Below are 12,331 nucleotides of genomic sequence, written 5' to 3'. Positions count from 1 at the left end.
TTCGTGGGGATTCGTCAGGGTTAGAGTTAAAATCAGAGAGTTGATGGCTGAAAAAGAATTCAAGGAACGTCGAAAGATTATTTTACAAGAAGTCGCTGATGCTGCGAGCGTAAACAGAACGGCTTTATCGAAGATGATGAATCCAAGTTATGAATATTCAACTACAACCAAAGCGATTGATTCTTTGTGCCAATATTTCGGGTGTAAAGTTCAAGATGTCATCGAGTATGTGGAAGATTAGTTAGAGTATTAACTTAGGTTTGTCTTTCAGTTACTTGACTAGAATAGCACTTTATATAGTCTAGCGGGGCAGGTTTATAAGCAGTTATCATACTGTCATAGCTTTGTTTTTAAATGCTTGCAATCCGTATTATTCCATCCGCTTGAATAAATATGGTATGACTAAGCAAAATCTAAATTCAACGGAGTTAATTTTTGATTTAACAAGTACATGGAATAGTGACAGAATGGAATCTGATTTTTGAACAACCCCCTTCTTCGCACCTTTAAATAATTCAACTGCAATGGTTTTAATTAGCTATTTTGGCCAGTTGGTGAGATGTTAGCCTACCTTTGGTGAAGTATGAAAAATGTGTTAATAGCAGTAACTGGAGCAAGTCCTCAAGTATTAACTGAGACCCTATTTGGTCTTCATATTCAAGGAAAAGCAGTACCTGAAGAGGTATTTGTGATTACAACAAAAGCTTCAAAAAAGATGTTAGTGGATGGTCTTTTTGTACAAGGTCGTTGGCAACAGCTCATTAGCGAATATTCGCTTCCTCCTATCATATTCAATGAGTCAAATATTTGGGTCATTTGTGACGAGCAAGGTCATGAATTAGAGGATGCCAAAAGGGAAGAAGATCAATCCACCATGGCTGATTTTATAACACGTAAAATAGCCAAACTTACAGCAGATCCAAATTGTGCTATTCACGCATCGATTGCTGGTGGACGTAAAACCATGGCTTTTTACATGGGCTATGCCATGTCCTTGTATGGTCGAGAGCAAGATGCTTTAAGTCATGTTTTTGTAACGGATGAATTCGAATTTGTAAAAGATTTTTATTACCCAACACTTCAAGATAATTGGATAGTAGGAAAAACCTCAGATACTCTAGTCAATACTAAAGATGCCATAGTCACACTTGCCGAAATCCCTTTTGTACGAATGCGTAAACAGTTTGAGTCTGATCTAATAAACCAGCTAGACGACAGTTCTTTTTCTAAAACGGTTGCATTAATGAATGCGGCCAGCCAGCCATTGGCTGTAACTATAAATCTGAAAACAAAGAAATTAAGTGTATTGGGAGTTGTTATAAAGGTTTCTGCAAAATTACTAGCACTTTACTTGTTCATGATTTCCCAGCCGCAGCGTACGATTAAAGTTGGTTCTAGCTTTATCAAGAACACCGACTTTACAAAGCAATATCTGCAGTACTTTTTTGAGATGAATGGTGATCTGCGCGTTTATAACACGTTTGGATTACTTGATGAAGGGGATTGGACTCGAGGTGATTTTGATAATCTACAACCTATTACTGCCAAGTTCATTCAAGAGGTTCTTAGTCAATTTCACAAGAAGCTTTCAAGTTACCTTCCAAATGACGTGGTAGATAAAATAAAAGTACATTCAGATGGCGTTAAAGGTGGCTCTACATATTCTATTAGTAATACGTTAACTGTAAATATTATTAGACCTTAACGATTGTAAGCTTATGAACATTAATCTTGTTTTGGTTGGGTTATAGTAGAAGTTATTAAGATTATTAAGCTCTTAGATTGGAAAATACATGAATTATTTTGTATGGAACGATTGATGCACGCTTTCTGCCATTAAAAACGACAAATTTGTCATTGTACTAATACTATCGGGAAAATGACCAACGCTAATAATAGAATAAGTGCATTGGCAGTGTATGAAAAGGCACTAGTTTAAGTTGGTAAAGTCGTCATTCTTAAAACCAGTAAACCAGTAAACCAGTAAACCAGTAAACCAGTAAACCAGTAAACCAGTAAAACAGTAAAACAAGCCTGATAGAGATACTAAATAGCGGTTTAGTGAAATAGAAACTGTTAACCATCAATAAAACGACAATTCATTAATCGTTTAATTATATTGCTTTGGCGTTTATATTAAATTATTCAGGGATAAAGAGATGGCTAAAATTGAAGTAAGTAAAAGTGTATTGTTTGAAATGCTCATGGCTACTTATGAAGCTTATGCGGTTAAACATGATGGTAAATATATCGTTGCATTAGAAACTTACGGTACACTGTGGGGGTCATTAAAGGGACGTACAGGTTTTAACTGTAAGTTGGAACATTTTTCGGTTTCATCGTCAGCAAGACGAAAAAGAGGTTCTGTAGAGACCATGCCGATGTCACATCAAATTAATGATGATATAGCCTCTGTTTTTGGTAATGGATACCAATATCTTGGATCGTTTCATTCTCACCCCTATATAAAGTCTGAATTTGCAACTGCTAATCTGTTACGTAAAAATCGTTGTTTTGATTTTAGTCTCGGTGATTATGAAAGTGAATTCGGCGAGAGTTTTGAGGTTAACGGTAAACTTTATTCGCTAGCATTAGTAATGACTATTTTTGCTATGGAGAAAGTGGATATTAATAAAGACTTTAAAGTAGAAGATAACTTATACGAATTCTCTATGGGCAATGTAAAACTATGGTTGAAAGCTCAAGTCTTTGAACATAAATGTAAGTCTGAACTGACCTCAAGAGATTTAAAGGCTATGAAAAAGGATGGCGTAGAGTTAGGTAAGCTAGATCCTCGACTATTAGAACAATTAGTTCCTGTGCCAATCGATACAGAATTGAATTGTGATTTTTTGAACGACTTTGGTACTAGCTTTGAAGATTTTGGTCGTTTAGAGATAAATTCAAGAAAGGCACGCTATTTCAAGTGTAAGTAATTTCAGTCTAGGGGATTTTTATATGATCAAGCAAAAAGCGAAGCATCTTAGATTAGGCGTCAATCCCCTGGATGAAAAGATGGATGAAAAGATGGATGAAAACATTGATTATCGAAGTTTATATATTGATGGAATAAGCTCCGTAAATTCAGGTTTAAATTCACTATTTGAATGCTTTGAAAATAGCGGTGTATTCATTTCTTGTCAAATAGAGGCTTTAACATTATTGCAAGTTTTTGAAGAATTTGAAGACTTATTCTTTGACGGGCTTGAAGATATATCAGTGCCTGTTGATGTGAATTCTGTTGAACATACAGAACAGCTTGATTCTGGTGAATTCATTGATGCAATTTTCAGTGGTCAATTTGAAGGTGTATTTACAGTCGATTATCAAAACAGCAGTGATAATGAGGTCAATATGATAGAGGTAAATACATCGCTTCGGTTAATAGACAATGGTTTTAAACTGCTGCTTAAAGCCCAAGGTTTAGATAGTCCGCACTAAAAGAGTGCTGACATCCTTGGAAGCTATGTTGATATCAATAATGTTAATGTTTTCTGGAGAAGCTAAATAATGCCTGATGTGAAATTAATTGAAATAATAGATCACCTATCAAATCTAGATTTTAAAGTCTGTTGTAGTTTGGATGTTGACCCATTCCTCGATAAGTGCATTGAACATATTGAGCAGAGCCTAAAAGATGAAACAACCATTCAATTAGCCTTGAGCCCTTTGGGTTCTATAATGGTTAACTCTATCCCTGCCTCTAATATTAACAAGAATCTAGGAACGGTTTTTTATGACTCAACGGCTTGTGATGTCGGGTATCAATTAGCGATATTTCAGAATATAAGATCGCTACAACCTTGTGTTTCAAACGCTGAAAAATGGCTTGAAGTAAAAAAGGAGTTTAATCAATCTATTGTTTTTGGGTTAGAACAAGTCGTCGATAGTTACCCAGCAGCGCGGCATTACCATTTCAGAATGACTAAGCATCTTGCTAGTATTTTAGATAGTGGGTCTCTACTGCGCTATGGACTCATTGAACAACCTTGTTTTATAGAGGATTCCCGCTGGCTGACATATCAATCAACAAACCACTATTTGGCGAAATTTATAGAAGATGTATCGCCAGCAATTGAATCTATTTTAGTTGATATTATAGGGTCTTCAGAAGGCTTGCTACAAGCTTGGGCGACTCTCCAAGACAAGGTAAAAATGTCGGACTTTTTGGATATTAGAACCAGAATCTTACTTGGCAATGTGAATGCGTATCAAATTATTCGTTTGATGGATCGGCTTGAAATCGAGTTTCTAGAGTGTGAAGCTTAGATCGTTTTCGGTATAAAACATGACTCATCGTATTAATCCTCGCTTGTGGACTTTCTGATGAATGAAATGGACTATGCCACTTCATCAAGCTTTACTAGACAGTTGTGAATAGATAAAAGTTGACCATATGTTTTTGCAGCGGAATTAGTATTTAATAATGCTGCTAGATAGACGTTAGATGATAAATGTTTTGAGTTTAAATAAACTTTGTGATTGAATGTAATCCTCTAAAACAAGGACGTTTTTATGCAATTTTACCTTTGTCTACAATACCCTATCTATACATTCGAAATACTTTGTTTGAAAACTGACCAAGTTGCCACTTTTAAACCCGAGCAGTTAATTACTTTTGAAAATTAGCAGCCTAAAAATTGTGACAGCAACAATGGGAATAATATTGGTTTAAGTCCAATTTATAAACGCGTAAACACTTATTTAGCGTTTGTTAATAGTCTTAAATTATTAAACCGTCACATTTTTTCTTAGCGTAAACAAGTAGATTAAGGTGAAGTTGTAAGCTTATAAACACGTTTTATTTATCTATAGCATTAATATTAACCCCTGCAGTAAATTTGCATCCAAATGTCAATATAAGGAAATCACATTGACCTCATCATTAAAGCATTTTTATCAAGCTATGAGTGATGCTCGTGAGCTATTTGATTGTTATGACAGTTTAAATTCTCATCCAGAGTTATCACCACCTTCAGCATTAAAAAAAGCCTGTTTAATCCTTACTCTCACCGCATGGGAAACCTATGTAGAAGATGTAGTGATCGAAATTTTTGAAATTAAATTTAGTGTCATTAAAGGCAGTATGGTGGGCAATTTTGCTGAAAAACAGTTATCTCAAAGGCTTAAGCTTTTTCACAATCCAAACTCCCAGAAAACCAAACATCTATTTGAAGAGTTCTTCGGTGTTGATGTCACAGAAAAATGGACTTGGCCTAATGTGACCCCCAAAGATGCGAGAAGCCAATTAAATACATGGATTCGTAAAAGAGGTGAGGCGGTTCATCGCGCTGAAGTTTGCCTTAATCAACCACAGGTAATTAATAAAGCTGATTTAGGTAAATGCTTACGTTTTTTTGAAGAACTGGCTAAAGCAACTGATACCGCTCTAGAAATGCTGTGATTTTGTGCAATTGCACTGAAAGGATTGAATATGGTCATGCCAGTAGGACAAGTGAAAATTATCTGCGATGGATGCAATTGGCAAACACGCCACTATCTTAATTCAGATGTCATAGCAGGGTTACCAGTAGAGTGCCCAAAATGCGGCGGAGATGACTTGCAAATGTGTTCCGACACCTCACTGATTGGGAAATTGAACCGGTATATACACAAATTGATACCTTAAAACGTACCTCAGTTAAAAATTAACAACGCTAATAAAAGCTATAAAAATATCAATAACAATACCTTATTAGTAATTTGGTCTTAAAAGCCACATCATGAATGGTCAACATAAAGAGAGTAATAATGGACAGTAAACTGGTATCAAGAGTCAACCTATCCGAAGCACAGGCCAAGTATTATGGCATCAATATAGCAGATAGTGTATTTGATGAGTTAATACAACAAGAGATGGAATTATTTCTCAAGCTTGAGCAATCAGCGGTTAAGAATGATGGGGTAAAAGAAAGGCTTTCCTCTGCTATGACTCAGTTGGCTTCCGCTAAAATCGAGAAAAACACGCCATTTTTGGCGCTACTCAATCGTGTTTATGGTCAATTTAGTAATGAATTTAAATTTAAACGTTGGTTACCTTTAACTGGTGATGCATATTTTGATAAAAAGGCCAAAGGCTGCTGGTACTTGCCAGAGGGGGATGAGCTTAATAAAGCTACTATCTCTCAATACCTTGATCAAAACACTAAAAACACCAGTGTATGGCAGTGGCAAGATTTTTCTACTGGAACAAATAAAGTTGTAGTTGAACAGAATATTAACAAGCAATTGAAGGACATTGTAAATCACTGGACACTCCCCAACAAACAAACCTTAAATTGCATGACAAACTTATCTGATACGATTTTCAAAATAGAATGGGGAAGATTTCATAGTCTGCGTTACGGATTATTCTGTGAGGAGGAAAGTGAAGCGGATGCTGTAAGTGGGTTTGATTGCGACAGTGACGTTTTAACGATTAGAAATAACGGTTGCCCTTTACCTTTTCTTCCATTTGAAGCTTCAATTCAATCCGGTCGAAAACTGTTTATTGAATTTATCCTTCGAGGTCTCACACCGCTAGTATTAGAAGGCAATAAGGACTATTTATTTTTACTTGCAATAGTACACCGTCAGTTAGAAGGAGCTTTTACTCAAGATCAAAGCAAAGTAGAGAGTTTCTTACAGCGACAATTAGACTTAGATATTGAAAGCAAGATAACCACTGGCTTACTTAATGAAGATAAGTTACGCGCCGACATCGCGCCGCTGCATCAAAAGGTATTAGAAGATACAGCCTTAGGTCACTGGTCGTTATGGCAAGACGCTATCGAGACCAGCAATTCAAATACATTTTCGCTGCCGAGTAAGTTAGTGGCTAAAGATCCTAATTCATCCATTAATGATGGTGTGGTAGGCATTGATTTTGGCACTAAGAGTACTGTGGTGGTCTATCAAAAAGACAATGTAAACATCCACCCAATGCGCATTGGTACGGGGGATTTGGCGAAAGAGATTAAAGCTCACCACTATGAAAACCCCACAGTGATGGAGTTTAATGACCTGGCTCAGTTCATTGGTGATTATCATGCTAAAGCCAATAAACCTTATACCCGCTGGCAAGATCTCACCATTTCACACACGGCGCAAAACTCCTTGCTTGGCTGTGAATCTAGTCAATTTAATACCTTTTTGGATGAAATTAAGCAGTGGGCTGGTGACAGTAGCCGTAAGCTTAAAATAGTCGGTAAGCAAGGGCAGGTTATCGACTTACCGCCTTTTTTAAAATTAACTGATGAAGAATTTAACCCTATTGAAATTTATGCCTATTACTTAGGCTTGTACATTAATACCCAAAGTAACGGCATTTATCTCGATTATATATTGTCGTTTCCAGTGACTTATGAAATGCCAATTCGTGACAAGATTATTGAAAGTTTTAAAAAGGGCTTAAAAAAATCACTGCCCGCAGAACTCGGTGAACAAGGCATTGCCCAATTGTCAGTAACAAAAGGGGCAAGTGAGCCGGCAGCTTATGCGCTTGTCGCTTTGCAAGCCTATGACTTTGACCCAACAGATGAAGAGCATATATTTTACAGTGTGTTTGACTTTGGTGGCGGCACAACCGACTTCGACTTTGGCATATTTAGAGAAGCCAACGGTACAAAAGAGCGCCGCTTTGATTATGTGGTTGAACATTTTGGCGCTGGTGGTGATAAATTTTTAGGTGGAGAAAACCTACTTGAATTATTAGCATTTGAAATATTTAAGAACAATAAAACTGAACTGTTAAAGCATGGGATTCAATTCGAAAAACACCCAGAAAAAGATGCTTTTGCTGGCAGTGAGCAACTATTAAATAGCTCACAAGAAGCCAAAATAAATACTAAATCTTTATGCGAAGCATTACGCCCATTCTGGGAAGGACGCCAAGATTCTGGTATTGATTTATCCCAAGGGCAAATAGCAATTAACCTGCGTGATGTAAATGGTCAAGTGCAGACGGGCTTTGAGCTTGATGTAAACGAAGATGCGCTAAATGACATACTTAATAGCCGTATTGAACGAGGAGTAATGAATTTTTTTAATGCGCTACGCCTTGCGTTTAGTAATAGCAAATTGTCGCTGCACCAAATTGATAAAATCCAAATTTTTCTCGCTGGCAACTCTAGTAAATCTCCGATTGTTAAAATGCTTTTTGAAAAACATATTGCGTTACAACACCAGGAAATGGAACGAACTGAAGATCAAGCTAGCCGTTTTGAGTTGTATCCGCCATTAGGTGGTGATGATGGCAATGTTGAAAAGCCAACGGGTAAAACCGGTGTGGCATTTGGATTAATCGAGGCGCGTGAAGGAGGCTCGATTAAGGTCATTGACCATAATATTAGCGATGACAATATTCGCTTTAAATATTATTTGGGAGGGAGCCGTAAAAAACGCTTTAAGCCATTAGTTGATAGAGAAACAGCATTTAATCAATGGGTTGAATTTATTGATGCGAGTAGCGCAAAGTGTGAATTGTTTTATACAGAGCAGTCTTTATCGAGCACTGGGCAGGTATCCATAGCAGATGACAGTATTAAAAAACGCACCATCATATTAGATACAACAGACGATGAGGCATTAGTTTACTTACGTGTTATTTCACCGACCTGTATTGAATATGTTATTGCCCATGAAGAGCAAATAACCAGTGATACGTATATCAATGCTATTCAATCAATTGAATTAAGTTAAAAGGATTTATTATGCTACCAGTCGTTACCACAATACCCACAATTCTTGCCGCAATTACTCAGGTTGTTGCTCCGCTTGGTACTGTATTTAAAAATGCACCATTGTTATTTGAATTGGCAAATAAAATGTTGCCGCAAGTTGTAAAAATGGCGGAATCAATCAGTGCTGTTATAGATGTTATTCGTCCTGGCGAAACTGCAGAAGAGCTTGGTGCTAAAGCTGCTCATGCGGAAAAAAAAACAGCCGACTTTGACTGTATTAACCAATATGTCGACTACCTACGCAATGACGTAAACATTGAAAATATTGAGCCTAATGATGGATCTGTAGTTAAAACCACTCGTCAAGTGTTGGGGTGTTCACTATTGGTTCAAGCTGTAAGCGAAAAGCTTGATATTGGCGTCAGTTTGCCATTTATTACAACGGTAAGTAATACCAATATTGGGGCTGAGGTAGTAGTCGAAATGCTTAAACAGTATTCCAGTCGAGGCCTAGACATGGATGACTTAGCGAAGTATCTCAGTAATGAGTTATCTATTGATTTACTGGATAAGCACGGTGATGTGCTAATTGAAGCTTACAAAGTGGTCCATCCTCATCTCAATGATAAACAAATCGAACAAGAAATGATGAAGGCTACTTCAAACAATTCAGAAGTTTAAAAGGATTTATTAATGAAAAAACCATTAATTGAGTTGTTAAAAAATATTGAATTACAGACTCATATGTCAACAATGGCCAAAATTGAAAAGCCAGCATTCCTGCAGGATTATGAGTTTTCACTTTACCATATTAAAGAAGTAACCTTTGACGAAGAGTCGCCACGCAAGGAAGCTTTTGAGAATGTATTGAGTTCACTGAGTATTGAAGGGATTCTGTTCACCTATTTATTAGTTGGCGATAGTAATGGTGTGTCATTTTATTTTGGTATTGCAAAGGATAAACAATATAAAAAACCATTACAGTTAGACGTGGATGACATTGGCGATACCATTTTAAAACCTGCGATTGAAGGTAACTTCAGAGGCAGCTCAGTAGAAAAACTAGGTAAAAAGCAACGCTTGAGTGTTAAAGCTAAACTAAGCCAATTTCAACATATTGCTAAGCTTGAAGGGGTGCCCAGTGTTAATGAAGAGAATGAAGAGTTTCAAGGTGTTGATCGTTTAATCGACATTATGAGTGGTGATGATTTTTGTTTGGCCATTATGGCAGATCCCTTATCACTATTTGAAATCAATGCCATTGAGCAGCATTTACATACCATTCATGACAAATTGTCGCCATTGGCAAAGCAGAGTATTCAAACGGGTGAGAATAGTTCGTCTACTTCAGGCGTAAACCAAGGCAGTAATACTTCCAAAGCTAATGGCCAAAATACCAGTAAATCAATCACGATGAATACCGGTACAAATAATAGTACGACACAAGGTACTAGTGATAATGCAAATAGTGGTAAATCAACCAGTAAAAGTGGTACCAAAGGAAGCTCTGATGGACGTTCGGATGGGGATACAAAAGGGACTTCTGTTACTACTACCTCTGGAGAAAGTGTGGGTAGCAGTACATCTGAACAAACCGGTCAATCGAATACGACTAGCAGGGAGTTTAGTGATAAAAGCTTACAAGAATGGTTAACGTACATCGATGATGTGCTATTAAAGCGGGTACATTATGGCAAGAATAAAGGCTTATATTTAAGCAGCATTTATTTATTCTCGAATGTAAAAGGCACAGTACTTAAATTAGGTAATACCGCTCGGTCTTTATTTTCTGGTGGGGGGAGTAATAAATCACCACTGACATTTAAAGAAGTAACCAATGAAAGAGAAATTTTTTCAATACAAAACTTACAATTCCCTCGAACCAGTATCGATGCTGAAAAGAAAATTGCAGCGACCAAAGATAGTCATGCGCAATTGGCCATTTTGCTTTCAAAAAGTCCATTTGAACATATCATGGGAAATTGGTTGTCGACCAATGAGCTAAGTGTGGTTGCTGGTTTACCTCAAAAAGAAGTTGTTGGTTTAACATTAAAAGAAGAAGTTGAATTTGGTTTAAATGTTCCACAAAAGGAAGATGAAAATAAGCTATTTTTAGGTTCATTGGTGAAAAGTGGTTTACTGCAAAATATAGATGTCTGCCTAGATAAGCGAGACCTTGATAAACATACTTTTATCGCTGGTGTTACAGGCAGTGGTAAAACAACCACTTGCCAGCGTTTATTACAATCTGCAGAAATGCCTTTTTTGGTGATAGAACCTGCCAAAACAGAGTACCGAGTACTAACCAAAAAGCAAAAAGATATTATTATTTTTACTTTGGGAAATGACAACGTTGCGCCATTTAGGCTAAATCCTTTTGAGTTTTTTCCTCATGAAAATATAACCTCTCGGGTTGATATGCTTAAGGCCAGTATTGAATCAGCTTTTGATATGGAAGCCGCTATACCTCAATTAATTGAAGCGGCTATTTATAAGTGCTACGAGGCCAAAGGCTGGAATATAGCCACGTCAAAAAACAGTAAACATGTTGATCCCTTTGCTGATGGTGTTTATGCATTTCCGACATTAAGCGAGCTAGTAAAAATGACTGAGGTTGTGGTCGCTGAACAAGGCTTTGATGACCGACTAAAACAAGATTATATTGGCTCTATTAAAGCTCGATTACAGGGATTGTTGATTGGTTCAAAAGGGTTAATGCTAGATACGCCTAGATCAATCGACTTTAAAGATTTAGCCACAAAAAATGTCATTTTAGAATTAGAAGAAATCCGTAATCCCAGTGAAAAATCATTGATTATGGGTTTTGTGTTAGCGAATTTAAATGAAGCAATTCGCGCTAATTATGAAGAATATCGACGAAGAGGTGAGCGATATAAACATATTACATTAATTGAAGAAGCACACCGATTATTATCTAAATTTGAGCCCGGTGATAGCCAAAATAAAAAGCAAGGGGTAGAAACCTTTGCCGATATGCTGGCAGAGGTTAGAAAGTACGGTGAGGCATTGATTATTGTTGATCAAATTCCTAATAAGCTGACCCCAGAAGTGTTAAAAAATACCAGTACTAAAATTATTCATAAGTTATTTGCAAAAGATGACAAAGAAGCAGTGGGCAATACCATGGCATTGACTGATGAACAAAAAAGCTTTCTATCAAACCTTGAACCTGGACGAGTTATTTTATCAAGTTCAGGGATTAATAAACCGTTACAAGTGCAAGTTAAAGAATTGGTAAGTACAACAACAGAGAGTGAAGTTGACGCGTCTGATATTAGGCTTATTGCGTTGGATTATTATGCCCAACACTACAAACGTGGCCTAATAAAAGGCTTGGAGTTTTATGCACAACAACCAACCCAAGCGGATGTTGAGTATTTTCTTCAGTGCGATTTAATGAGTGACTGGTTTGAAACCGTAAATAGCCAAAAAGCGACACAAGGGTTAATCAATAGTATTGCGACCTTTGATAAATCATTTCTAGTGAACTTTATTTTAACCGCTTGTTACTTTGATACGGACACTCGCGATCGTGAAACTCAGGTTGAAAGATTAACCCAGTATTTAACCAGTTTACAGACAGATATACACACACGTATTGACCGTAAATTGAATCACGCCTTTAGAAAAAATATCAAAGATAACTAGGA

At 36.8% G+C, this 12,331-nt stretch carries 9 protein-coding genes; all 9 read left to right on the top strand.

What is annotated here, in order from left to right; translation table 11 throughout:
* A partial coding sequence (locus tag AB4153_RS15795; RefSeq protein WP_371998109.1) for a helix-turn-helix domain-containing protein occupies positions 1-241 on the top strand: 241 nt, incomplete at its 5' end.
* Positions 242-583: 342 nt separating this feature from the next.
* Entirely contained in the window at positions 584-1,705 is a 1,122-nt protein-coding gene (csm6, locus tag AB4153_RS15790; protein ID WP_371998108.1) for a CRISPR-associated ring nuclease Csm6, read from the top strand.
* Between the two features lie 454 nt (positions 1,706-2,159).
* Positions 2,160-2,936, top strand: a complete 777-nt coding sequence (locus tag AB4153_RS15785) for a hypothetical protein (protein WP_371998107.1) — start codon at positions 2,160-2,162, stop codon at positions 2,934-2,936.
* A 22-nt stretch (positions 2,937-2,958) separates the two neighbouring features.
* Entirely contained in the window at positions 2,959-3,441 is a 483-nt protein-coding gene (locus AB4153_RS15780; protein ID WP_371998106.1) for a hypothetical protein, read from the top strand.
* A gap of 69 nt (positions 3,442-3,510) precedes the next feature.
* Complete coding sequence (locus AB4153_RS15775; RefSeq protein WP_371998105.1) at positions 3,511-4,269, top strand: hypothetical protein; 759 nt, start codon at positions 3,511-3,513, stop codon at positions 4,267-4,269.
* 604 nt (positions 4,270-4,873) lie between these two features.
* Positions 4,874-5,404, top strand: a complete 531-nt coding sequence (locus AB4153_RS15770; protein ID WP_371998104.1) for a HEPN domain-containing protein — start codon at positions 4,874-4,876, stop codon at positions 5,402-5,404.
* Between the two features lie 347 nt (positions 5,405-5,751).
* Complete coding sequence (locus AB4153_RS15765; protein WP_371998103.1) at positions 5,752-8,679, top strand: hypothetical protein; 2,928 nt, start codon at positions 5,752-5,754, stop codon at positions 8,677-8,679.
* An 11-nt stretch (positions 8,680-8,690) separates the two neighbouring features.
* Positions 8,691-9,341 carry a hypothetical protein gene (locus tag AB4153_RS15760; protein WP_371998102.1) on the top strand — a complete coding sequence of 217 codons (651 nt, stop codon included), beginning with the start codon at positions 8,691-8,693 and terminating at the stop codon, positions 9,339-9,341.
* A gap of 12 nt (positions 9,342-9,353) precedes the next feature.
* Entirely contained in the window at positions 9,354-12,329 is a 2,976-nt protein-coding gene (locus AB4153_RS15755) for a helicase HerA domain-containing protein (protein WP_371998101.1), read from the top strand.
* Positions 12,330-12,331 lie beyond the last annotated feature (2 nt).

Origin of the sequence: Shewanella sp. 10N.286.52.E4, assembly GCF_041468785.1 — a bacterium.
GTDB lineage: Bacteria > Pseudomonadota > Gammaproteobacteria > Enterobacterales > Shewanellaceae > Shewanella > Shewanella electrodiphila.
Note: the sequence above shows the minus strand (reverse complement) of the source record. Positions and strands in the feature narration are given on the sequence as shown.

Bases quoted from the DNA above. Each gene is read 5' to 3' on its own strand.
- csm6 (WP_371998108.1), top strand. From the start codon at position 584: ATGAAAAATGTGTTAATAGCAGTAACTGGAGCAAGTCCTCAAGTATTA.
- AB4153_RS15785 (WP_371998107.1), top strand. From the start codon at position 2,160: ATGGCTAAAATTGAAGTAAGTAAAAGTGTATTGTTTGAAATGCTCATG.
- AB4153_RS15780 (WP_371998106.1), top strand. From the start codon at position 2,959: ATGATCAAGCAAAAAGCGAAGCATCTTAGATTAGGCGTCAATCCCCTG.
- AB4153_RS15775 (WP_371998105.1), top strand. From the start codon at position 3,511: ATGCCTGATGTGAAATTAATTGAAATAATAGATCACCTATCAAATCTA.
- AB4153_RS15765 (WP_371998103.1), top strand. From the start codon at position 5,752: ATGGACAGTAAACTGGTATCAAGAGTCAACCTATCCGAAGCACAGGCC.
- AB4153_RS15760 (WP_371998102.1), top strand. From the start codon at position 8,691: ATGCTACCAGTCGTTACCACAATACCCACAATTCTTGCCGCAATTACT.
- AB4153_RS15755 (WP_371998101.1), top strand. From the start codon at position 9,354: ATGAAAAAACCATTAATTGAGTTGTTAAAAAATATTGAATTACAGACT.